This window comes from Streptomyces sp. CBMA156 (assembly GCF_014596515.1).
Taxonomy (GTDB): Bacteria; Actinomycetota; Actinomycetes; order Streptomycetales; family Streptomycetaceae; genus Kitasatospora.
In genome coordinates, this window is sequence record NZ_MSJQ01000177.1 from 12,140 (window position 1) to 33,575 (window position 21,436).

The 21,436-nt window shown below is 73.4% G+C and carries 22 protein-coding genes; 12 read left to right on the top strand and 10 right to left on the bottom strand.

All coding sequences use genetic code 11. The features are described from left to right. Positions 1 to 32 precede the first annotated feature (32 nt). The 5 genes from BU198_RS14840 to BU198_RS14860 all read left to right on the top strand — a co-directional run bounded on the left by BU198_RS14840 (position 33) and on the right by BU198_RS14860 (position 4,779). Positions 33 to 584 (top strand): RNA polymerase sigma factor, encoded by a 552-nt coding sequence (locus tag BU198_RS14840; protein WP_188297318.1) that lies wholly within the window; start codon positions 33 to 35, stop codon positions 582 to 584. Continuing rightward, positions 581 to 1,450, top strand: coding sequence for a zf-HC2 domain-containing protein (locus BU198_RS14845; protein WP_188297319.1), 870 nt, complete (start codon positions 581 to 583; stop codon positions 1,448 to 1,450). Before BU198_RS14840 ends, BU198_RS14845 begins: the two co-directional genes overlap by 4 nt. A 106-nt stretch (positions 1,451 to 1,556) precedes the next feature. Then, entirely contained in the window at positions 1,557 to 2,432 is an 876-nt protein-coding gene (locus BU198_RS14850) for an ATP-binding cassette domain-containing protein (RefSeq protein WP_188297320.1), read from the top strand. Then, complete coding sequence (locus BU198_RS14855) at positions 2,429 to 4,048, top strand: hypothetical protein (RefSeq protein WP_188297321.1); 1,620 nt, start codon at positions 2,429 to 2,431, stop codon at positions 4,046 to 4,048. The genes BU198_RS14850 and BU198_RS14855 overlap by 4 nt, the downstream gene beginning before the upstream one ends. 80 nt (positions 4,049 to 4,128) lie before the next feature. After that, positions 4,129 to 4,779 carry an ABC transporter gene (locus tag BU198_RS14860; protein ID WP_188297322.1) on the top strand — a complete coding sequence of 217 codons (651 nt, stop codon included), beginning with the start codon at positions 4,129 to 4,131 and terminating at the stop codon, positions 4,777 to 4,779. Positions 4,780 to 4,832: 53 nt separating this feature from the next. Here the strand turns inward: BU198_RS14860 and BU198_RS14865 are convergent, their stop codons facing one another. The 3 genes from BU198_RS14865 to BU198_RS14875 form a co-directional block, all read right to left on the bottom strand. Continuing rightward, positions 4,833 to 5,510: a hypothetical protein gene (locus BU198_RS14865; protein ID WP_188297323.1), complete on the bottom strand. Its 678-nt coding sequence runs from the start codon at positions 5,508 to 5,510 to the stop codon at positions 4,833 to 4,835. A 23-nt stretch (positions 5,511 to 5,533) separates the two neighbouring features. Next, entirely contained in the window at positions 5,534 to 5,866 is a 333-nt protein-coding gene (locus BU198_RS14870; RefSeq protein ID WP_188297324.1) for a hypothetical protein, read from the bottom strand. 288 nt (positions 5,867 to 6,154) lie between these two features. After that, a complete protein-coding gene (locus BU198_RS14875; protein ID WP_188297325.1) occupies positions 6,155 to 6,883 on the bottom strand; it encodes a hypothetical protein in 729 nt (242 codons plus the stop codon). 300 nt (positions 6,884 to 7,183) lie between these two features. Here BU198_RS14875 and BU198_RS44250 point away from each other — a divergent pair, with 300 nt between their 5' ends. Beyond that, the gene (locus BU198_RS44250; RefSeq protein WP_223244399.1) at positions 7,184 to 7,522 is read left to right on the top strand and encodes a glycosyltransferase; all 339 of its coding nucleotides are present in this window, start codon (positions 7,184 to 7,186) and stop codon (positions 7,520 to 7,522) included. Here the strand turns inward: BU198_RS44250 and BU198_RS14885 are convergent. Both BU198_RS14885 and BU198_RS14890 read right to left on the bottom strand, forming a co-directional pair. Then, positions 7,501 to 8,034, bottom strand: coding sequence for a hypothetical protein (locus tag BU198_RS14885; protein ID WP_317620126.1), 534 nt, complete (start codon positions 8,032 to 8,034; stop codon positions 7,501 to 7,503). The two genes, BU198_RS44250 and BU198_RS14885, sit on opposite strands and share 22 nt — an antisense overlap. A 113-nt stretch (positions 8,035 to 8,147) precedes the next feature. Then, positions 8,148 to 8,573, bottom strand: coding sequence for a peptidase inhibitor family I36 protein (locus tag BU198_RS14890; RefSeq protein ID WP_188297326.1), 426 nt, complete (start codon positions 8,571 to 8,573; stop codon positions 8,148 to 8,150). 412 nt (positions 8,574 to 8,985) lie between these two features. Between BU198_RS14890 and BU198_RS14895 the strand changes: the two genes are divergently transcribed. The 4 genes from BU198_RS14895 (at position 8,986) to BU198_RS14910 (ending at position 14,881) form a co-directional block, all read left to right on the top strand. Beyond that, a complete protein-coding gene (locus BU198_RS14895; RefSeq protein WP_188297327.1) occupies positions 8,986 to 9,969 on the top strand; it encodes an ABC transporter permease in 984 nt (327 codons plus the stop codon). Between the two features lies 1 nt (position 9,970). After that, the gene (locus BU198_RS14900) at positions 9,971 to 10,951 is read left to right on the top strand and encodes an ABC transporter permease (RefSeq protein ID WP_188297328.1); all 981 of its coding nucleotides are present in this window, start codon (positions 9,971 to 9,973) and stop codon (positions 10,949 to 10,951) included. Beyond that, entirely contained in the window at positions 10,948 to 13,095 is a 2,148-nt protein-coding gene (locus tag BU198_RS14905) for an ABC transporter ATP-binding protein (protein ID WP_188297329.1), read from the top strand. Before BU198_RS14900 ends, BU198_RS14905 begins: the two co-directional genes overlap by 4 nt. 88 nt (positions 13,096 to 13,183) lie before the next feature. Further along, positions 13,184 to 14,881: an ABC transporter family substrate-binding protein gene (locus tag BU198_RS14910; RefSeq protein ID WP_188297330.1), complete on the top strand. Its 1,698-nt coding sequence runs from the start codon at positions 13,184 to 13,186 to the stop codon at positions 14,879 to 14,881. 99 nt (positions 14,882 to 14,980) lie between these two features. Here the strand turns inward: BU198_RS14910 and BU198_RS14915 are convergent, their stop codons facing one another. Together BU198_RS14915 and BU198_RS14920 are read right to left on the bottom strand one after the other, a co-directional pair. Next, entirely contained in the window at positions 14,981 to 16,219 is a 1,239-nt protein-coding gene (locus BU198_RS14915) for a CynX/NimT family MFS transporter (RefSeq protein WP_188297331.1), read from the bottom strand. Further along, entirely contained in the window at positions 16,216 to 16,938 is a 723-nt protein-coding gene (locus BU198_RS14920; protein ID WP_188297332.1) for a FadR/GntR family transcriptional regulator, read from the bottom strand. Before BU198_RS14920 ends, BU198_RS14915 begins: the two co-directional genes overlap by 4 nt. Before the next feature lie 279 nt (positions 16,939 to 17,217). On the opposite strand from BU198_RS14920, the gene BU198_RS14925 reads away from it, so the two are divergent. Then, complete coding sequence (locus BU198_RS14925; RefSeq protein ID WP_188297333.1) at positions 17,218 to 18,426, top strand: hypothetical protein; 1,209 nt, start codon at positions 17,218 to 17,220, stop codon at positions 18,424 to 18,426. Between the two features lie 132 nt (positions 18,427 to 18,558). Here BU198_RS14925 and BU198_RS14930 read toward each other — a convergent pair whose 3' ends face one another. Further along, on the bottom strand, positions 18,559 to 19,290 hold the full coding sequence (locus BU198_RS14930; protein WP_188297334.1) for a hypothetical protein: 732 nt from the start codon (positions 19,288 to 19,290) through the stop codon (positions 18,559 to 18,561). 223 nt (positions 19,291 to 19,513) lie between these two features. Here BU198_RS14930 and BU198_RS14935 point away from each other — a divergent pair, with 223 nt between their 5' ends. Next, positions 19,514 to 20,026 carry a hypothetical protein gene (locus tag BU198_RS14935; RefSeq protein WP_188297335.1) on the top strand — a complete coding sequence of 171 codons (513 nt, stop codon included), beginning with the start codon at positions 19,514 to 19,516 and terminating at the stop codon, positions 20,024 to 20,026. Positions 20,027 to 20,093: 67 nt separating this feature from the next. Here the strand turns inward: BU198_RS14935 and BU198_RS43355 are convergent, their stop codons facing one another. Further along, on the bottom strand, positions 20,094 to 20,219 hold the full coding sequence (locus BU198_RS43355) for a hypothetical protein (protein WP_262987038.1): 126 nt from the start codon (positions 20,217 to 20,219) through the stop codon (positions 20,094 to 20,096). Between the two features lie 132 nt (positions 20,220 to 20,351). After that, positions 20,352 to 21,119: an SMI1/KNR4 family protein gene (locus BU198_RS14940; protein WP_188297336.1), complete on the bottom strand. Its 768-nt coding sequence runs from the start codon at positions 21,117 to 21,119 to the stop codon at positions 20,352 to 20,354. Positions 21,120 to 21,436 lie beyond the last annotated feature (317 nt).

Below are 21,436 nucleotides of genomic sequence, written 5' to 3' on the forward strand. Positions count from 1 at the left end.
CGGGCGGCGATCAGTGGGGTGTGGCAGGAGAGATGGGACAGTCCGAAGAGCACGCCGCGCTGCTGTACGCGGTGGCGGACGGCGACCGAGTCGCGTTCGAGCTGCTCTACCGCCACTACGCGCCGTGGCTGACGGCCAGGCTGCGCTACCGCTGCGCGGACGCGGCGCTGGTGGACGACATCGTCCAAGAGGTCTTCGTGAGCGTGTGGCGCGGTGCCTCCCGGTACCGGCAGCAGGACGGCGCGGACGTGGCGGGCTGGCTGTGGCGTATCTGCGCCCGCCGGCTGGCCGACGCGACGCGACGCCACAGCTCGCGGCAGCGGCTCCAGGCGCTCCTGGTGCGCTTCCGGGGACATGACGACGGGTCACCGTCCGCGGAGGACTCGGTACTCGGCGGCCTCGCGCACGGGGACCTGGGCGCGGCGATCGAGCGGCTGCCCACCGACCTGCGGGCGGTGCTCGCCGCCACCGTGCTCGACGGGATGACTTCGAAGGAGGCGTCGGTGGCGCTGAGCATCCCCGAAGGGACGGTCAAGTCCCGTGCCAGCAGGGCGCGCAGACGACTTCGGGAGGAACTGGCGTGACAGCGGAACGGTACGCCGAGCGGCCGGTGGGGCCCCACGTGGCAGGCCCCCTGCTCGCCGCCTACGCCCGGGGCGCGCTGCCCGTCGAGCGGCTCCCGGAGGTCGAGCACCACCTGGACGGGTGCGCGCCCTGCCGGGCCGGGCTCGCCTCCGAGGTGCCTCAGGCACACACCGAGGCGCGCTGGCAGTTGCTTTCCGAGGTGCTCGACGAGCCGGCCCGCAGCCCGGCCGAGCGGCTGCTGCTGCGGATCGGCGTGCCCGAGCACCTGGCCCGGCTCGCCCTGGCGACCCCCGTGCTCCGGCGGTCCTGGCTGATTGCCTCCGTGGTCACCCTGCTGTTCGCGGCGGTGGCGGCCCGGTTGTCCCCGGGAGTCTCGGCGACGGCCCTGCTGGTGGTGGCGCCGCTGATCCCGGTGGCGGGCGTCGCGATGTCGTACGGGCCGGCCTTCGACCCGATGTACGAGTTCGGGCTGGTGATGCCGCTGAACAGCCTGCGGCTGGTCCTGCTCCGCAGCGCCGTGGTGCTGGCCGCCGGCACCATACTCAGCGCCCTGGTGACCCTCGTCCTGCCGACCCAGGGCCTGGCGGTGTTCGGTTGGCTGGCACCCTCGGTCGCGGTGACCTCGCTGACCCTGGCGCTGTCCGCCTACGTCGACCCGACCGTGGCGGCCCGTACGACCGGCGCGGGCTGGATCGCGGCGGCGGCGATCGCCGGCCGGGGCGGGACGACGTCCTCGTTCCTCCTCACCGGCCCGGGCCAGGGCACGGTGGTGTTCCTCGCCCTGGCCGCCGCGGGGTTCATCGTCCTGAACCGGCGCCGCTTCTCCCAGGAGCCGCGCCGGCCGGCCCGCCGTCTGACCGTCTGACTACTCATCAGACCGGCCTGCCCCGCGACCGTACGCCGCCGCCCGTGGGCCGACCGCGCGCCGTCCGGTGCCGAGGATTCCGACCACTACCCGAATCAGGAGACCGATGTCCGACCACGACAGTCCGGTGGACGTCCGCTCGCTCTCGGTGAGCTACCGAGGCCGCCCGGCGCTGGACCGGGTGACGTTCCGGCTGCGGCCGGGCGTGACGGGGCTGCTGGGGCCGAACGGCGCCGGCAAGACGACGCTGCTGCGGGTGCTGGCCACGGCCGCCCCCGCCGACGGGGGCGAGGTGACCGTCCTGGGACACGACCCGGCGACCGGCCCGGGAAAGCTGGCCGTCCGGCGCAAACTGGGCTACCTGCCGCAGAACCCCGGATTCCACCCGCACTTCACCGCCCTGGATTTCGTCGACTACGTCGCGATCCTCAAGGAGATGACGGACCGCAGGGCGCGCCGCGAGGAGGCGCTCAGGGTCCTGGAGGCGGTGGGGCTCGCCGACCAGCGGAGCAAGCGGATCAAGGCGCTCTCGGGCGGGATGCGCCAACGCGTCGCGCTGGCGGCGGCGATCATCGGCGACCCCGAACTGCTCGTCCTGGACGAGCCGACGGTGGGGCTGGACCCGGAGCAGCGGCTCCGCTTCCGCGAGCTCGTCGCGGACCTCGGGGAGAACCGCACCGTGCTGCTGTCGACCCATCAGACCGAGGACGTGGCCGCGCTGTGCCGGCGGGTGGTGGTGCTCGACCGGGGCGTGGTCAAGTTCCAGGGTCTGCCCTCCGAGCTGGTGGCGCTGGCCTCGGGCCGGGTCTGGTCGAGCGGCGAGCGCGACGGTACGGCGCTGGCCGGCTGGCGGACCGGCGAGGGGACCTTCCGCAACATCGGCAGCCCGCCGCCGGACGCCGAGCTGGTCGCACCCTCCCTGGAGGACGGCTACCTGCTGCTGCTCGACGGTGCGCTTTCCACCGAGGGGGCCGTGCGATGACGCGGTCGACCACTGCCACGCCCGGGGCGCCGGTGCGACCGGGCGCCGCCGCGGTCCGTCCGGGGGCCGGCCGGACCGCGGTGTTCGCCCTGGCCCGGGCCGAGGCCCGGCGGCTGCTGCTCCACCCGGCGGTGCCGGCCGCCGCCGCCCTGTACGCGGCGTTCTGGGTCTACGACCTGGCGACGGGCGACGCCGCGCACCGCTTCCCTGTGCTGCAGGACGAGTCCTGGTTCATCCACCTCCCGATGCTGCTGGTCGCGGCCGGTGTCCTGCTGGCGGCCAACCAGGGGGCGCTGCGCTCGCACCGCAACGCGACCGAGGCGATGTACGAGGTGCTGATCGTCGGCCGCGCCCGGCGGACGTGCGCACACCTGCTGGCGGTGGTGCCTGCGGCGCTGCTCGCCCTGCTGCTGACGGCGGCCCGGATCGGGTACCTGGCGGGTCGGCCGGGCGCGGTGGGCGAGGTCCGCCCGTGGGAGCTGGCGGCCGGTCCGCTGTGCGTCCTGCTGGCGGGCGTCATCGGCGTGCTGCTGTCGGTGCTGGCCACGTCGGCGGCCGTGGCGCCGATGGCCGTGGTGGGCCTGGGCGTGCTGACCTTCGCGGGGGCGCTGAACACCGGCTCCGGGTGGCGCTGGCTGGGCCTGCTGGCGTTCGAGAACGAGAACGCGGCTCCCCTGCCACCGGTGCTGACGGGCCGTCCGGCGGCCTGGCACGTGCTGTGGCTGGTGGCGCTGGCGGTGCTGCTGTCGGCGGCGGCGGTGCTGCGGACCGGTGGCCGGGGCCCCGGGGTGAAGGCGGCGGCGGTGACGGCCCTGGCGGGCGCGCTGGCCGCCGGTGTGCCGCAGACCGGCGGCGTCTCCGTCGAAGTGGCCGACCGGCGGGCGGAGTTCACCGCGCACCCGGCGGCGCACCAGAGCTGTGTGGTGGACGGCAACCTCACCCTCTGCGCGTTCCCGGGCTTCGAGGCGTGGCGGCCGCAGTGGCGGGCGGTGGGCGAGGGCGTCCTGCGCGAGACCCCCGCCGGCGTGGCCGGTGCGCCGTACGCGGTGCGCCAGCGGATCTTCCCCCAGGGCGGCGGGAGCAGCGGGGTCGCGGCCCCGCTGGAGGACTGGAGCCGGGACGACGCGGCGGCGGGCCTGGCGGCCGCCGTGACCGTGGGGACCGACTGGAGCGACGGAGCGGCGGCGGGCGACCGGCGGAGCGACGCGGTCGCCGAGTTCGCGACCGGCTTCGCCTACCGGGTGGTGACCGGCGGTGTGCCCGACCAGCCGAAGCTGTCGATGGTGTGCGGCTCCCGGGCGGTGCTGGTGCTGGCCCTGGCGGGCCGGGCCACCCCGGGGACGAGGGAGGCCCTGCTGTCGGTCCGCGACCGGACGTTCGGCGGTGGGATCAGCATGCCGCTGTTGGGCTCCTCGGCCGGGCTGTCCTTCGAACCCCGGGCCGCGAAGCTGGCCTTCACCCTGATCGACCGGCCGGCCGGGAACAGGACGCCGGCGATCGGGGCGAACTGGGCGGCGCTGACCGCGTCGGGCACCTCGGTGGACCGGGCGGCCGAACTCCTCGGCGTGCCGGCCCCGCCGGCCCTCTCCGCGGGCGAGCAGGTGGCCGGGTGCTGACCGGGACGGCGACGGGGGGCGGGGCGGGGCGGGCGGGGGCGGTACGGCGAGCCATCGCACTGTCGGGGCCCGCGGTGCGGTTGGCGCCGAGGCTGCCGCTGCTGCTGGGCGCGCTCGTCGGGATGGTGACCGCCGGGGTTCCGGTGGTGCTCCACATCGGCCTGGGGCTTCCCGACGCGGCGCTGCTCGCCCGGGTCGGTGCCGTCGCGGTGGCGCTCGGCGCGGGTTTCGCACTGGACGACCCGGCGGCCCGGACGACGGTGTCGGTGCCGGTGTCACGGCTGCTGGTGCGCGCGGTGCGGGCGCTGCCGGTGCTGGTGGCCTGTGCGGTGGTCTGGGTGACGGTCGCGGTGCTGGCCCGGGCGACGGTGGATCCGCAGGCGCGGGCACTCTTCCCGTGGGGCGGCCTGGCCCTGGAGGCGGCGGCACTGGTGGCGGGCGCACTGGGGCTGGCGGCCCTCGGGCTGCGCTTCACCGACGGGGAGCACGGCGCCGCGACCGCGGTGCCGGGCGTCCTGCTGCTGGTCGTCACGGCGGTGCTGCTGCCTGAGCGGGCCGCGCTGTTCCTCCCGCCGGGGCACCCGGACTGGACGGCCACGCACCGGATCTGGGCGGTCCTGCTGCTGGCGGGGCTGTCGGCCAGTGCCCTCCCGGTGGGGCGGTGGCGGCTGCGCCGCCCGGGCGGGGAGGGGCGACGCCGGGCGCCCGGCGGAAGGGGCCGGCTCTCGTGAACTCGCCGTGACATCCGGCGTTCGACCGGCGTCCCGGGTCGCCCGGGCCTCCGCTACCCGGCCGTGCCCGCCGCGACGGTCTTCTCCGCGTCGGCGACGTGCCGGCCGATGCCCTGCGCGAACGTCGCCGGCTCCTGCGGGTGCGCCGCGATGTACTGCCGGTCGTAGGCGGCCTGGACGGCCACCGCGATCCCCATGAAGCCGGTGGACCGCTTGCAGGCGTCATCGGCGGTCGCGGTGGCGAGTTCGGCCGGGGTGTGGCCGACGGACGCTCCGGCGCCCTGCGTCCGGTCGCGCCAGCGCGGGTCCATGTAGGCGTCCGCCGGGGTGGCGTAGGTGAAGCCGCGGTCCTTCATGCAGTTGCTCCACTGCCGGTCGGCGGCCACGACGCGTGGATCCGTCAGGGGCTCCTTCGGCCCGCCGCCGGGCAGGGCGGAGGGGGCGGAGTTCAGGAACGCCGCCCCGCCGACGGCGTCCAGGCCCTCCTGGAGGCAGCCGCCCTTGGGGACGGCCCGGCCCTGGAACTCCGTGAAATCGATACCCGGACCGCGCGGAAGCCTGAGGCCCCCGAGGTCGATGACCTCCGTCCCCCGCCAGCCGGCCTCGCTCACGTCCCATGGTCCGACGTCGTCGCCCCGAACCGCCATACGGAAGGGGTCCTCGGCGCGGAGGAACGCACCCGCGGTCTCCTCGGCAGCCTGCAGCAGCTTCCTGACCCCGTGTTCGTCCATCGCCTCGTCATCGACCAGGACGGTCAGGACGACGAGGACGTTCGGCAGGGTGAACAGTCTCCGCTGGTGCCCGCTTGGAAGGCGGACACGTCACCGAGCAGGCCGGCGACCACGATGCCGAGTGCTTCCTCCTCCGGCCCCCGCGCGGTGGGCCCGGGCACCCGGGAGGGGAAGTCGACGCCTTCCTCCTGCCTCAGCTGCGCCAGGATCTTGGCTGCGAAGAGCAGCAGCAACGCCGGTGTGACCCTCGTCGGCCGATCCTCCCAGCCGGCTTCCACCGACCGTTCCTCCGTCAAGGATCCGTGCGCTCGGAACTCTTCGAGAATCCCGGCAGCAGCATCAACCGGTTCGTCCATGGCTCCTCACCTTGTCCTCGCGCGCGGTCGGCTCGCCGGCTCGAAGGCATGGCCGCCGCCGGTCCTGAGCTCCCCCACCGGGACCGGTCCTGCGATCGGTGTGGTCCCGTCAGCTACCAGGCCATGCCGAGACGATCCCCTGCGGTACCGGCCCGCCTCGACCATTCAGCCGGAGAAGCCCGCTCCGGGTCAAGATCCTGGGACATCGGTACCGAACCGGCTCCCGAGCAACCCGCCGTAGATCGGTGGGCCCTCCGGGCGCCTCATGACGGAGTCTCGCCGTACTCGTCAGGCGGGCAGCCGGCCGGTCACGGGGCTCCGCGGTCCCCCCGGGGTGCCCCCTGCGTTCCGGCGCCGCACCGCCTCCGCCGCGAGCAGCACCGCCGGGACGGCCACGGCCGGCACCGTCCACCACGGCAGGCCGATCCGGAACGCGAGCACCGAGGGCACGCCGCAGGCGAGCAGCGTCCAGAGGAGGAGCGACCGGGCGAGGGCGGCGGTGCCGGGGCGGCCGGTGAACCGCAGCGCGCCCAGGACGGCGGCGAGCACCGCGAACAGCGCGGCGAAGGTGCCCAGCCCGGCGGTGATCTGCATTTCGTCGCGGGGCTGGTCGGAGGAGGCCTGCGCGACGCCGGCCCGTTCCAGGCGCATCACCCGGCCGCGCCACACCGTCCCGTCCACCCGGTCGCCGGGCTTCAGGTCGTCCAGCAGCGGCCCGGTGTCGCCGAACGGCACCTCGCCGCTCCAGTACGGCGCGCCGTCCAGCGTCGCCCGGAGGTTCTTGCTCCGGAGGACCGTGCCGCTGACGGTGAACGGCACGGTGCGCACGCACTCCTCGACCGCCGCGCGCTCGCCGGCGGCCGGGCAGGTCGCGGCGGCCGAGTACGAGCGGTACCGCTCGGTGTCGTCCGGCAGCAGGACGGCGAACAGGTACCAGGCGGCCGCCGCCGGGACGAGCGCCGCCGCGGCGAGCAGCGCGCCGCCGGTGCGGGTCCATGGTGAGGGACGGTGGGTCATGACGGTTCTCCCCCCCGGTCCGGTGTGTGGCCGGAACGCCCGGGTCGCCGTCGCCGGGGCGTGCCGCCCCGCCCCTTCCGGGGTCGGACGGCACCGGGTGGCCGGAACGCCGGACGGTGTCGCGGTTCTCTGAGTCTGACCGGGGTTCACTGAGGTCCTGTGAACGGTGTGGAGGGCCCGAGGGAGCCGGAGCCGGCGTGAGGGGCGGCGGGTACGCAGCCTCGGCAGGGCCTGTGGCGTGCCGGTGGACCTCGCGTCGAGTGCCACGCACATCACCCCCGGACCGGCCCGCGGACACAGCTGTCCCTTGTTCGCCGACCAGGCTTCCCGGCACTCCTCCGGCCACGCTACCGAACCCCGCCCCGGCTTCGCACACGGGTACGCCTGGTCTGCGTGCCCCGCCGCTACGAGACCTTCGGCATGGTCGCGGCCGAGGCCCTCGCCACCGCGACCCCGGTCCTCGCGTTCGACATCCCCTGCCTGCGCGAACTGGTCACCGATCGGGTGGGGGGCCGGCAGCGCTGGGGACGTCGGCGCCGGCCAGCGCGGTGGCGGGCTCGGTCGTCGCCTTCGGCAGCGCGGGGTGAGCGCGACCGCGCGGCGCCCCTGGTCCCGGGTCACTCGACTGAGGCGTCATAGAGAACCGCGTCCGTGGGCACCCAGGGGAAACGCATCCACGGGTACTCGGCGCTCGTGTGACCGCTCGGATCGAATGCGAGCACCGCGTCGACGAAGGCCTTGGGCGGCACGTACCCGTGATCGATGACGTAGTGGCCGATGAGCGTCGGAGCCGCGAACGCTGCGCCCGGCCCGCCCGGGATACGGATCTCACCCGTGCCCGCGCTGCTTCGCCGGTGCCCTGGCCGCGGCTTGTACCACTCCGGTGGCTGCTCCTCCGAGGGCGGGCAGAGCTCGCAGTCGTGGAGGCCCAGCATCTCGTTGACCGCCTGTACGGCGAGGACGGCCTCAAGCCTGTCGATGAAGTCCGCCGGCGCTACCCCGCTGGCCCATGGCTGATCACCCGACAACCAGCCGATGTTCAGGCGCTCGTACTGAGGCTGGAAACTCAGAAAGCAGCAGCCCGTGGTCGTGTCGGTGAAGGTCTCTCTGTGCCAGTAGGCGTAGGGGCTCATGTCCTCGTAGAACGTCACCGCACGTTCCTACCACCCTGCTTCCACCTGCTCACTCGGCCCGGCCCAGGAGCGGGGCGCAGCCCGGCGTCCTTCCGTGGCCGCACCGGCCGCGGGGCCGGTGCGGCGGGCGTCTACGAGAAGAACTGCAGGGAGGACGCCTTGTCGTTCCAGGAGCTGTCGAGGTTGCCGTAGCCGTGCGATCGGATCGCCAGCTGTCCACCCCCGTAGGTCGCGTGTTCGTAGAGCACCACCGGCAGGCTGGTGTTGTTGTAGTACGAGCTGGCTGCGTCGTTGAAGTTGTAGTCGCCCAGGTAGGACACGTTCGAGCGGGTGACCAGGATCGGAGCGCTGCCGCCCCCGTTGTAGTTGACGTCCCGGTAGAGGCACAGCCGGCCCGACGGGCAGCTGTCGGCGCCCTGCCCGGACGTGAGGTAGGTGTCGGCGTTCAGGTCCACCGCCTGCACCGTCGGGGCGGCGTACGCCGGCGCCGTCAGCAGTCCGGCTGCCAGGGCCGCCAGGGCCGCCACCCCGGCGGCAAGTCCGACTCGCGACTTCATGGGAACTCCTCGACGTTCGTGGATTGTGCACGGATCGTGCCTTCGGACATTTCCACTCCGCCGGCGAGGCCATGAGCGGCTGTCACCCGAACGGCGACGCACGGGCACCCGTGCGGGGCCTCCCGGGAACCCGGTCGGCCCAGTTCCCGGCGGTCGCCCTTCGCCCGCGGCCCCTCCCACCTGCGCATTCGACGGGAATGTGACGGGGACACATCCGCCTGCTGCGGGGGCGTTTCGTCTTCGTGTCCACCTGCCTCGATCCCTGGTGCCGGGTGTCGCTCGCACACAGACTGGCTTCTGCACGATCGTGCAACCGCCCCTTGGACCGAGGAAGTTCCACCCGCATGCCCAGATTCCCCAGACCCGGCGCTCCCCGGCCGAACCCGACGCATCCGGCGGGGAGGTGGCGTCCGTGCTCCGGTACGTGACACGCAGGGCGGCGGGCTGGTTCCTGGTGATCGCCGTGGCCACCAACGCCACGTACTTCCTGGCCGGCTGGTTCCTCGACCCGCGCTCGAACTTCAAGGAGCTGCGCCCGGTCCGCACCGAGGAGCAGATCTCCCGGGCCCTGGCCCCGTACAACCTCGACCCGCACGAACCGCTGCTCCACCGCTGGTGGGACTGGTTGACCGGGGTGGTCCTGCACTTCGACTGGGGCCGTTCCCCGGTCGGGGTCCGGGTGAACGGGGAGATCGGCTACCGCTCCCTGGTCAGCGCCGAACTGGTGATCGGCGCGACGGTCCTGTCCGTCGCCGTCGGTGTCGCGCTCGCGGTCCACACCGCCTCGCGCCAGTACGGCTGGCGGGACCGGGCCGCCCAGGCCCTGTCCATGGCGCTCTTCAACGTCCCGGTGTCCATCGCCGCCCTCGCCCTGGTGCTGCTGGCCATCCGGCTGAACGAGCACGCGGGCTGGCACTTCCTGTACGTCGCGGGAGAGAACTCGCCCGGTGTGGAAGGGTTCTGGGCGACGGCCGGTGACCGGCTGCTGCACCTGGTCCTGCCGACGCTGACGCTCACCCTGACGGGGTACGTGGGCTACCACCTCACCCAGCGCTCCCTGTTGCTGGACGTCATCGGCTCCGACTTCGTGCGCACCGCCCGGGCCACCGGGCTCACCCGCGCCCAGGCGATCCGCCGGCACGCCCTGCGCACCGCCCTGATCCCCACCGCCCAGTCCGTGGCCTTCAGCATCCCGGCCGTCTTCACCGGCGCGGTCCTCACCGAGACGATCTTCGGCTGGAACGGCATGGGCCAGTACTTCATCCAGACCATCAGCAAGAACGACGTGCACGGCACCGTGGCGACCGCCGCCTTCGCCGCCGCCCTGACCGCGATCGGCGCGATCCTCGCGGACATCGCCACCGTTCTTCTCGACCCGAGAGTGCGGGTGAGCTGAGATGGGCACCCCTGTGAGTCCCGACCCGGCCTCCGGAGGCGTCCTCGCCGCCGCACCCGGACCGGCCGCCGATCCGCCGCCCACCGAGCACGACGGGCGCAGCGGGCACGACGGGCGCTACCTGGGCCGGCGCCGCCTCTACCTGCGCCGCTTCCTGCGCAACCGGACCGCCGTCGCCGGCGTGGTGATCTTCCTGCTGCTCGTGCTGTTCAGCGCGCTCGGAGACCTGTTCACCCCGTACGGGTACGCCGACGCCGACTTCTCGGCCCTGACCCAGGCCCCCGGCGCCGAGCACTGGTTCGGCACCAACCAGGGCGGCAACGACGTCTACGCCGCCGCCGTGCACGGCCTCCAGCGCTCGCTGGTGATCGCGGTGACGGTGTCCCTGCTGACCGTCGCCATCGCCGCGGTCGTGGGCGCGGGCGCCGCCTACGTCGGGGGCCGGGTGGAGAAGGCCACCCTCGCCCTCATCCACTTCCTGCTGATCGTGCCCTCCTTCCTCGTCCTCGCCCTGGTCTCGCACCGGCTGGCGGGCGACTGGCGGGTCCTCATCCTCGTCCTGACGGTGTTCGGCTGGATGTCCACCGCCCGCGTGGTCTGGTCGGTGTCGACGTCCCTGCGCGAGCGCGACTACGTGCGCGCCGCGGAGTACATGGGCGTGCGCCCCCTGCACATCGTGGTGCGCCACATCATCCCCAACCTGGGCTCCCTGCTCATCGTCAACCTCACCCTGGGCGTGGTCTCCACCGTGCTCAGCGAGACCGCCCTGTCCTTCCTGGGCTTCGGCGTCCAGACCCCCGACGTGTCGCTGGGCACGATGCTCGCCGACGGCGCGGGCACCATCACCAGCGCCCCCTGGCTCTTCGCCTTCCCCGCCGGGCTGACCGTGCTGCTCACCGTCTCGATGACCTTCGTCGGCGACGGCCTGCGCGACGCCCTCGACCCCACGTCCACCACCGGCGCGGCAGGAGGCCGACGATGACCCTCGCACCCGCCCCCCACACCGGGCCCGCGGCCGGACCCGCGACCGGACCGGCAACCGGGCCCACCGGGCCCGCACCCGTCCTGTCCGTACGCGGCCTGCGCGTCTCCTTCCCCTCCGAGGCCGGACCGGTGGAGGCCGTGCGCGGCGTCGACTTCGACCTCCTGCCCGGGCGCACCCTGGGCATCGTCGGCGAGTCCGGCTCCGGCAAGTCCGCCACCGCCCTCGCCGTCATGGGCCTGCTGCCGCCCACCGCGCGGCTCGGCGGCCGGATCCTGCTGGGCGGGCGCGACCTGGCCGGGCTGGACGACAAGGAGCTCTCCCGGGTGCGCGGCAAGGACATCGGCATGGTCTTCCAGGACCCGATGTCCGCGCTCACGCCCATCTTCAGCGTCGGCCGGCTGCTCTCCGAGGCCCTGCGCGTGCACCGGGAGCTGTCCAGGAACGACGCCTGGGAGCAGGCGGTGGAACTGCTCGACCTGGTCGGCATCCCCGACCCGCGCGAACGCGCCAAGTCGTTCCCGCACGAGTTCTCCGGCGGCATGCGCCAACGCGTCGTCATCGCCCTGGCCATCGCCAACAAGCCCTCGGTGCTCATCGCCGACGAGCCCACCACGGCGCTCGACGTCACCGTCCAGGCCCAGATCCTCGACGTCCTGCGGCTGGCCCAGCGCGAGACCGGCGCCGGTCTCGTCCTGATCACCCACGACCTGGGCGTGGTCGCCGGCCACGCCGACGACGTCGCCGTCATGTACGCCGGACGGATCGTCGAGCACGCGGGCGTCGACGAGCTCTTCCGTCATCCCACGATGCCCTACACCGCCCGCCTGCTGGCCAGCGTCCCGACCGTGGACAGCGGCGTCGAACGGCCCCTGATCCCGGTCGGCGGAGAGCCGCCGTCCCTGGCCGGCCTGCCCGGCGGCTGCCCCTTCGCGCCCCGCTGCGCGGCGGTCCTGGACGTGTGCCGGACCATCGAACCGGACCTGACCGCACCCGCCGGGCGGCCCGGCCGCGCCGCCTGCCACCGCGCCCAGGAGATCGCCGACGGCGGCCTCGACCCGGCCGGGCAGGCCGCCCCCGTGCCACCGGCTGCCCCCGTGCCGGCGGCCGGCGCCGCAGAGCCCAGGGCCGGGGAGCCCGGCGCCGGCGACGTGGTCCTGCGCGTCGAGGACCTGGTCAAGACGTTCCCCGTGACCAAGGGGGCCCTGCTCAAGCGCCGGGTGGGGACCCTGCACGCGGTCAACCGCGTCAGCTTCGAGCTGCGCGCGGGCGAAACCCTGGGCCTGGTGGGCGAGTCCGGCAGCGGCAAGACCACCACGCTGCGCGAGATCCTGCGGCTGCGCGCCCCCGAGGGCGGCCGCATCGAGGTGGCCGGCACCGACGTCGCCACGCTGCGGTCGGCCGCCCAGGTGCGCGAGCTGCGGCGCGACGTCCAGATCGTCCTCCAGGATCCGACGGACGCCCTGGACCCCCGACTGACCGTCTTCGACCTGCTGGCCGAACCGCTCCGGGCCGCCGGCGCCGACCGGGCGGCCACGCGCTCCCGGGTCACCCGGCTCCTGGACCTGGTGGGCCTGGAGCGCGCCATGGGCGACCGCTTCCCCGCCGCCCTGTCCGGCGGCCAGCGCCAGCGCGTCGGCATCGCCCGGGCCCTGGCCCGCGAGCCGAAGCTGCTGGCCCTGGACGAACCGCTGTCCGCCCTGGACGTCTCCGTGCAGGCCGAGATCATCAACCTGCTCGCCCGGCTGAAGCGCGAACTGGGCCTGGCCTACCTCGTGGTGGCGCACGACCTGGCCGTGGTGCGCTACTTCTCCGACCGCATCGCGGTGATGTACCTCGGACACATCGTCGAGTCCGGCGCCACCGAGGAGATCTTCGCCCGGCCCCGGCACCCGTACACCCAGGCCCTGCTGTCGGCGATCCCGGTACCCGACCCGCAGCGCGAGCGCCACCGCGAGCGCATCGTCCTCGCGGGCGAGCAGCCCAGCGCCGCCCGGCTGCCCAGGGGCTGCGTGTTCGTCGACCGCTGCCCGCTCCACCGGGAGGCCGACGAGAGCGTACGGGCGCGCTGCCGCACCGAACGGCCGGCGACCGTCGGCGCCCCGGACGGCTCCGACCACCAGTACGCCTGCCACGCGGTCTGACACCCGCTCCGCACCGACGCCCCGCCCTCACCGCCCACCCCGACCCACCGACTCCCACCGACTCACCGATCGCCACCAAGGACATCCCATGCGCCGGAAGCTCGCCCTGCCCCTCGCACTCGCCGCGGCCGTCGCGGTCGCCGCCACCGCCTGCTCCTCCCCCTCCCCCTCCGGCGGCTCCTCGGGCGGCTCCCCGGGGCAGAGCACCGAGAACGCCGCCAAGGTCGCGTCCTCGGTCACCGACTACAACCCCCAGCCGTACGAGAACGTCAAGGACGGCGGCACCTACACCACCGCGGGGACCTTCGACGAGCAGGGCAACCCCTTCAACGTCAACGGCACCCTGAACACGCTGCGGATCTGGTCCTGGTACAACGCCGACGCCATCACCTACTCGCCCACCGGCGAGGTCCGGTACAACCCGGACTACTACAGCGACGTGAAGGTCTCGGTCGAGGGCGGCGACCAGAAGGTCGTCATCACCCTCAACCCCAAGGCCGTGTTCAACGACGGCACCCCGATCGACTGGCGGGCCATCGAGGCGACCTGGAAGGCCAACAACGGCTCGGACAAGGACTACGCGGCCTCCTCCACCGACGGCTACGACCGCATCACCTCCGTCACCCGGGGCGCGGACGACAAGCAGGCGGTCATCACCTTCCAGGGCGTCAACGCCTCCTGGTCCGCGCTGTTCACCACCTTCCTGCACCCCCAGGCCGCCACCGTCGACAACTTCAACAAGGCGTACGTCAAGACGGCCCACCCCGAGTGGGGCACCGGGCCGTACACCGTGGGCACCTGGGACGACCACTCCGGCAGCATCACCTTCGTGCGCAACCCCGCCTGGTGGGGCCGCAAGGGAAAGCTCGACAAGCGCGTCTACGTCAACCTGGAGAGCGCCGCCTCGATCAACGCCTTCAAGAACGGCGAACTCGACTACGCCCCCGTCGGAACCGCGGAGAACCTCAAGCAGGTGAGGACGGCCAAGGACGCCGAAGTCCGCAGCGGCGGCAGCCCCTTCGAGTACGCGCTGTACCTCAACACCAAGTCCCCGCTCCTCGGCGACGTCCAGGTCCGCAAGGCGGTGCAGGAGAGCATCGACCGCACGCAGATAGCGAAGATCCGGTTCCAGGGCCTCGACTACACCGAGCCGCTGCCCGGCTCGGCGGTGCTCTACAGCTTCCAGCAGGGCTACCAGGACAACGTCGCCGCCGTACTGAAGTACGACCCCGAGGAGGCGCGCAAGACCCTGGACGCGGCCGGCTGGGCCCCCGGGGCCGACGGCATCCGCACCAAGGACGGCAAGGCGCTCGAACTCGGCTACACCCTGCTCGGCGACGGCCCCATCGAGAAGGCCACCGCCGGAGCGTTCACCGCGATGCTCAAGGGTGTCGGCGTGAAGGTGAACGTCAACAAGGTCTCCGAGAACGACTTCTCCAAGGTGCTCAGCGACCGCCGCTTCGACCTGTTCATCTCCGGCAACCGCTCGACGGACCCCTTCGGCGCGCGGTACCTGTGCGACTTCTACTGCTCGGACCGCGACTCCAACATCACCGGATCCGGTACCCCCGAGCTGGACAAGGAGATCCGCGCCACCGGAGAGATCGCCGACCTCGGCCGGCAGATCGCGGCCGTCAACTCGATCGAGCAGAAGGCCCTCCAGCAGTACGCGCTGCTGCCGCTCTACAGCGGTCCCTCCACCTACGGCATCCGCAAGGGCCTCGCCAACGTCGGTGCCGCCATCTTCCACAGCCCGCTGCCCGAGACCGTCGGCTGGCAGAGGTAGCACCGTGGGCGCTCACCGCGAGGCCCTGGCCTCGCGGTGAGCGCCCGGCCCGTCGAGGCCGGCCTCGACGGGGCGCTCCTCGACGGGGCTGTCCGCTCGTCAGCCGGAGCGGTGCCCCACCTGGCGGTCCTGGCCCGCACCGTAGCCGACGCCCGCCATGACGGTGCTCAGGACGACCAGCACCACCAGCGGAAGGGTCCAGCTGTCGGTGGCGTCGTGCAGGATCCCCAGCAGGAGGGGGCCCGCCGCCGCCACGAGGTAGCCGACGGACTGTGCCATGCCCGCCAGCGCGGCGGCTTCGCCCGCGCTGCCGGCGCGTTCGCTCTGGAAGCTCAGCGCGAGGACGAGGCACACCCCGGAACCCAGCCCGAGCAGGGCGCACGCGACCGCGGTCAGCCCCGGTGCGGACAGCAGTACGGCGAAGCCGGCGGCCATCACGACCGAGGCGCCCGCGGCGGTCCACCGCTGGTCATGGCGGCCCCGGGTGAGCAGGGGCAGGACGCTGCCGGCCGCGAGGGCGACCACCTGGTACGAGAAGAGCGTCCAGCCGACCGTGCCGCCGGCGGCGCCCCGGCTGATCAGGATGCTGGGCAGCCAGGCCACGGCGGTGTAGAAGGCCAGGGACTGCAGGCCCATGTACAGGCTGACCTGCCAGGCCAGCCCGGACCGCCAGGGGACGGCGGCGCGGCTCCCGCCGGTGCCGGCCTCGGGCCGGTCGTGCCGCATCCGGGGCAGCCAGGCGAGGAACGCCGCGACGGTGAAGGCGGTCCCCCAGGCCAGGGCGGTGTGCCAGGAGCCCGGCACGGCGTGGGAGAGCGGCGCGGAGACCCCGGAGGAGACCGCGGCCGTCAGGCCCATGACCGTCACGTAGAGCGCGCTGACACCCCGGATGCGGTGCGCGGGAACGTTCCGCCTGATCAGGGCCGGCAGCAGGACGTTGCCGAACGCGATGGCGGCGGAGAGGACCACCGTCCCGGCGAACAGACAGACCACCGAGGGCAGCGACCGGACCACCGTCCCGACCGTGAGCGCACCGAGGGCCGCCACCAGCAGCCGGGCGTTGCCGAACCGGTGCGACGCCCGGGCCACCAGGGGTGACGTCGCGGCGAACGTCAGCAGCGGGAGGGTGCTCAGCAGCCCGCCCCAGCTCGCCGACAGGCCACTGTCCCGCTCGATCGCCGGCAGCAGTGTGCCGACGCCGGTGAGACCGGTCCGCAGGTTCGCCGCCACCAGGCAGATCGCGACGACCAGCCCGACCGACACGGCGGGCCGGGTGCGGTCGGGGACCGGCGTCCGGGAGTCGGAGCGCGGGGATATCGAGGCCGGCCGCGGGCTCACCGCTCCCCTACCGATCCTGACCCTGATCCCGGTGCCGGCGCCTCGTGGTCGCGGGTGAGCCGGACGATCGTGCCCGCCGCCTCGCGGGCGCCGTCGGCGTCCCTGGCCTCGATCGCGTCGACGAGCCGGCGGTGCAGCCCGGCGTGCTCCTCGGCCTGGGCCGCGTTCCAGGTCAGGCCGCTCGACGAGGAACTGAGAGCGGTGCCGAGGTGGTCGTACACCTCGATCAGCAGGTCGTTCCTACTCGCCCGCACGACGGCCCGGTGGAACAGCGCGTCGACGCTGACGGCCAGCGACGGGTCCTCACCCGCGGCGGCCGCGTCCGCGTCCGCCAACAGCTCCCGCAGCCGGTGCAGTTCCTCGTCGTCGCGGCGCAGGGCGGCGGCCCCCGAGGCGTACTCCTCCAGGACGGTCCGCAGTTCCAGGACGTTCTCCCGCTCCGCGGCGCCCGCCCGTCGCAGCATGACCGCCTGGAGTTCGCTGGACGAGCGGACGTAGGTGCCGTCCCCGGCCCTGGCCTCCAGCAGCCCGAGGTGCGTGAGCGCCCCCAGCGCCTCCCGCAGGGTGCTGCGCCCCACCCCGAGTTCCTCCATCAGCACCTGCTCCGGCGGGATCCGGGTGCCCACCGGCCAGCCACCCGCCTCGATGTGCGAGCGGAGGCTGTCCACGAGCTGCGCGGACAGGCTGGCGGTTCTGCGCGGGGTCTTGATCCGTGTCATGGGAGCAGCCTATACAAATGTCAGACATTTGAACATCAGATCTTCCGGTGCCGCATGGCCGGGATCCGCGAGAACCCCAAGGAACAACAACTCCCTTGCCTCACCGCAGAGTTGACGACATCTCGGAGACGAACGAAACGGGGGCAAATCGTCGATCGGGCTGCGCAGCCCGCCCGGCCGGGCTGAGACTGGTGCGTGGCGCGGGCCCGGAGGGAGCGGTGTGCCGCCGGCCCCGCGGTGCCCGTACGACGTCGCCGAGAGACAGGAGCCCCACCTCCCATGAGCCAGCGCACCTCTCGCACCGCCGCCGCGGTCGTCGCGGCTGCCACCGCCGCGGCCCTGGCCATGGCCTCGACACCGGCCGTCGCCGACGGCCCGTCCCCCGCCTACACCTTCGAGTGGCCGTCCCCTGTCGAGCCGGGCACCTACTCCGACGAGTTCAAGGACGCCAACGACAACGGGGACAGTGTCTCCGAGCTCATCGTGGGCGACTACGAACACGGCGGGCCCGTGAGGGTCCACGCCGAGCTCTGGACGGCGGACGGCCTCACGCGCAGGCTCCCACTGCTGCCCGGGGACATCTTCGGAAGGCCGGTGGGGCTCAACAACTCCCGTACCGTGGTGGGTACTTCCGTTCCGTCGTCCGGCTCCCCCGCACACGCGGTGCGGTGGACCTCCTACGACACGCCGGCCGAACTGCTTCCGCTGCCCGGTGACACGGCGGCGTCCCCCACCGCGATCAGCGACAACGGCACCGCGGTGGGCACCTCCGGCACCGCGACCTCGACGCACGCCGTGGCCTGGCCGCCCAGCGGCACCCCCGTCGCCCTGCCGCCGCTGCCGGGCGACACCGAGAGCGCGGCCGTCGCCGTCAACAGCACCGGCACGGCCGTCGGTTACTCGTACGGGGCCGGCGGCATCACCTCCCAGCGGGCCGTGGCCTGGAGCCCGGACGGAACCGTCACCGCACTCGCCGTACCCGCGGGCTACCTGAGCAGCAACGCCACCCGCATCACCGACTCCGGGATCGTGATCGGACGCGGCCGGCCCGGCGGCCCTCCCGTCGCGGGCCACGCCCTCGTCTGGAACGCCGCCGGCACGGTCGCCGACCTCGGCCCGGGCAGCACGGCGAACGCCGTCAACAACACGGGCACCGTGGTGGGCGGCCAGTCGGGCCAGGCCGCACGCTGGACCGTCGACGGCACCCCGCAACCGCTCGCACCCACCGCACTCGAAGGCGTCGCCACCGACATCAACGACCTGGGCGTCACCATCGGGTACACCAGCGACCCGCCGCCCGCCCGCGCCCAGCACTACGCGCAGCTCTGGAACGCCGACGGCACCCTCGACACGCTCCCCGTGTGGCACCCGAGCTTCCCCTACAGCGTGCCGTCCGCCATCACCGACAGCGGCCTCATCGTGGGAGCGAGGATCCTGCGCGGCAACGCCAACTACGGCAAGCCCCTCCTCATGCGCTGGCGCCCGTGACCCACGAAGCCGTCCTGACCGGATGACGGTCGGCCGGGCGGCGGCGGGCGGGCGGGTCCACCCACCCGCCCTCGCCCGGCATGGGGACGGTGCCCGGCACCAGGTACGTGCGGTTCCGGCATCCGCGTCCGATCAGGCGGGTGTGGCCGGCTCCGCGCGGGTGAGCTCCACCCACCGGCCCACCTCATCGGCGTGGCTGCCTGAGGCTGTTGCCTCCGCGACGGCCGCGACGGCCGCAGGCGTCGGCCCACCATGGCGGAAGAGCAGGACAAGCGGCCAGGACGGAGTGCCCGGCTGCCCGCCATCGAACGCGTTCCAGCGCCAGGGAGCGTCGAACCTCCACACACGCCCGTCGCGGTCGACGACCTCGTCTCCGGCTTCCAGGAACGCGAAAGGGCGGAAAAGCAGTTCGAGCCGGAACGGCACACCGCCGACCGGGGCGATCTCGTAACCCTGCTCATCGAGCCCGGCGTCATAGGACTCGCCCTGCCGCAGGACGTCGAGGCAGGTCACGGGCCGCGGCAACCAGCCCGTCTCCAGAGGCGGATCGAAATGACGGACCGCCAGGACGTGCACCACGGTCGCGGGAATCCCCACCAGGCACCTGTCGCCGGCCTTCAGCGTGTCCTCCGCCGGCCTCGTCCGGAAGTACCCGCTCTTCCAGCCGTGGTCCGCCGGCGTCGGAAGAGCCACGTCGCCGTTCCACTCGACCCCGTCCGCTGCGGTGTCGATCTCCCACCATGGCCAGCGCACCGAGATGTGGGACCGGGAGACCCCGGTGACCGTGGCCTCGGTGAACGGGCATTCCACCCTCAGCACGTCGCCCGCACGGTAGTCCTCGGTCTGAAGGGTCTGGCTGCTCATGTGTCACACGGTGGCCTCGGGCCTCGGCACCGTCAAGGGCTGTGGGGAACGATCACCATCGCACCGCGAAGCCCGGCGACCGTGTCCGGCCAGGACCGTGCGACGCTCACCGCAGCCCTCGGCATGGCCCCGAAGGCGTCATGATCTACCTCGCCGACCACGTCGAACGCCGGTCGGCTGTCCGGTCCCTGAACAGACCCGCATTCCCACCGGAGGAACCTCGATGACCCGGATCTCGTTCCAGTGGACCCTTGGCCGGGCCGGTTCGGCTGATTGCACGATCAGCGATGGCCGGTCAGAAGGAAGGGCCCACGCCTCCTACATCAGCAACGCGCCCGAGGACCTTCTCAACGCCGTGACCAGGGTCGTTCTCGGCGCGCGCATGGTCAGGGCGCAATTCGAAGGCGAGCCGGGGGCTCACCGCTGGATCTTCCACCGCTACGACGACTTCCTCGACATCGACCTGCTCCGGATGGAGGACGGGCAACGTCCCGACAGCGAGGGACAGGTCATCTGGGAGTCACGCCGCCAGGGCGTGGACTCGCTGGCCAGCACGTTGATCGACGGCTTCGATCGCGTCGCGCAGGAGCCGGGTGAGGACGTCTACCGCAAGAGATGGCTGTCACCGTTCCCACGCACCGACCTGGAAGACCTGCGGACCGCATGGCGTGACGCGTTTCCCCTCCCGGGTGCCCCGGCCGGCGGCGGCATTCTCGACGCACCGGCGAACCCGTGACGCTTCGGTGCTACCTCACCCGGGTTCGCCGAAGCGCCACCGCCGGATCGTCGGGCTGGGGCCTGGGTCACCGGAGGACGACTCTGGCTCCGTACCGTTCGAGGAACTGCACGATGTTCTCGAAGTAGCAGTCGTTCGTGGGCTCGGCCATGCCGCCGCCGAGGCGTGGGATGGCGCTGCGGTGGTCGGGCACCGCAGCGCACATCGGCACCCGGCAGGACGGGCAGGGGATGCAGGCGGCCCTGGCCGGACGTCCCGCTCAGGTCGTCCGGGCGGTCCGGCTCACCGAACCGGCTCGTCGGGTCGGTGCGTGTGGCGCGGCGCCTCAGCTGCTCACGGGCCCGGGGAGCCGGTCGAGCCAGTCGAAGAGGTCCGGGCCCAGCAGCTCCCCGTGGTCCGCGACCTCGCCCCGGAGGGGGCCTGGCGCCAGCCGGTAGAGGGAGGAGCGGTCCCGGCCGTGCCGGCGCATGAACAGGCCCGCTCCCCCGCCGTCCTCGCCGACCAGGACCCAGTGGGGCGCGTACGTCCGCACCTCCCAGGCGTCGTTGCGGGCGCGGAAGGTGTGCGGCCCGAGCAGCGTGCCGCCGTCCGGCAGCCGGACCCCGGGGGTGGCGCGCCACAGCCGGGCGACGGCCGGGTTCGGCCCCTCCCGCAGCCCGGCGGCGAGGGCCGTCCACACCGTGAGGAATCCGGCAAAGGAGTCGGCGACCGGCTGCTCCTCATCGGTGACGCGGCTGTGCACGACGACGGGCCACTCCCCGTCGGCGGCCCGGTCGAGGGCGAATCCGTAGCGCTCGTGGTCGTCGTCCTCGTGGAACCAGAGCCGGTCCCCGCCGGACCACTCCTCGGTGAGCCCGGGTTCGCCGAGGGGTGGTTCGCCGAGGCCGGGCACGGGGTCCACCGTGGCGATCGGACGGCCGCGCAGCGAGCCCTCGCCGTACGCGGCCAGCCACCAGCGGTACGAGCGGGGCAGCGGACCGGTGACGGACTCCGCCGAGCGGATCGCGGCCTCCGGGCGGCCACGGCCCGGCCAGGTGACGATCCCCGGTGTCGTGGCGATCAGGTCCCGCAGAAGTTCTGGGTCGGCCCGCATGACGGCGAGTCTCGCACGGGGGTACGACAGGCGCCGTAACGGTCGGCGGGCCGTCGTCGGCCGGGGGGTCTGCCACCGGATCCGGCCTGGGGGTACCGCCGGTGAAGACGGTGGTCCTCCCCAGCGCGCCGCGGGCCCGGCCGCGGCGAAGATCAACTCATCGAACGCCGGGGTCACCGGCGTTCCGTCGAGTCGAGGAGTGATCACAACGATGGCAGGCAGCAAGCGGATCGGGCGGCGCGGACTGCTGGCGGCGACGGCGGCGGTGGCCGCCGCGGCCGTGCTGGTCCCGGTGGCGGCGGTCGCCGCGCCGGCGG

Excerpts from the sequence above, each read along its gene's own strand:
- BU198_RS14900 (WP_188297328.1), top strand. The coding sequence starts at position 9,971 with ATGGGCACCCCTGTGAGTCCCGACCCGGCCTCCGGAGGCGTCCTCGCC.
- BU198_RS14935 (WP_188297335.1), top strand. The coding sequence starts at position 19,514 with ATGACCCGGATCTCGTTCCAGTGGACCCTTGGCCGGGCCGGTTCGGCT.
- BU198_RS14905 (WP_188297329.1), top strand. The coding sequence starts at position 10,948 with ATGACCCTCGCACCCGCCCCCCACACCGGGCCCGCGGCCGGACCCGCG.
- BU198_RS14865 (WP_188297323.1), bottom strand. The coding sequence starts at position 5,510 with ATGGACGAACACGGGGTCAGGAAGCTGCTGCAGGCTGCCGAGGAGACC.
- BU198_RS14890 (WP_188297326.1), bottom strand. The coding sequence starts at position 8,573 with ATGAAGTCGCGAGTCGGACTTGCCGCCGGGGTGGCGGCCCTGGCGGCC.
- BU198_RS14930 (WP_188297334.1), bottom strand. The coding sequence starts at position 19,290 with ATGAGCAGCCAGACCCTTCAGACCGAGGACTACCGTGCGGGCGACGTG.
- BU198_RS14920 (WP_188297332.1), bottom strand. The coding sequence starts at position 16,938 with ATGACACGGATCAAGACCCCGCGCAGAACCGCCAGCCTGTCCGCGCAG.
- BU198_RS14855 (WP_188297321.1), top strand. The coding sequence starts at position 2,429 with ATGACGCGGTCGACCACTGCCACGCCCGGGGCGCCGGTGCGACCGGGC.
- BU198_RS14850 (WP_188297320.1), top strand. The coding sequence starts at position 1,557 with ATGTCCGACCACGACAGTCCGGTGGACGTCCGCTCGCTCTCGGTGAGC.
- BU198_RS14840 (WP_188297318.1), top strand. The coding sequence starts at position 33 with ATGGGACAGTCCGAAGAGCACGCCGCGCTGCTGTACGCGGTGGCGGAC.
- BU198_RS14940 (WP_188297336.1), bottom strand. The coding sequence starts at position 21,119 with ATGCGGGCCGACCCAGAACTTCTGCGGGACCTGATCGCCACGACACCG.
- BU198_RS14910 (WP_188297330.1), top strand. The coding sequence starts at position 13,184 with ATGCGCCGGAAGCTCGCCCTGCCCCTCGCACTCGCCGCGGCCGTCGCG.
- BU198_RS14925 (WP_188297333.1), top strand. The coding sequence starts at position 17,218 with ATGAGCCAGCGCACCTCTCGCACCGCCGCCGCGGTCGTCGCGGCTGCC.
- BU198_RS14875 (WP_188297325.1), bottom strand. The coding sequence starts at position 6,883 with ATGACCCACCGTCCCTCACCATGGACCCGCACCGGCGGCGCGCTGCTC.
- BU198_RS14870 (WP_188297324.1), bottom strand. The coding sequence starts at position 5,866 with ATGGACGAACCGGTTGATGCTGCTGCCGGGATTCTCGAAGAGTTCCGA.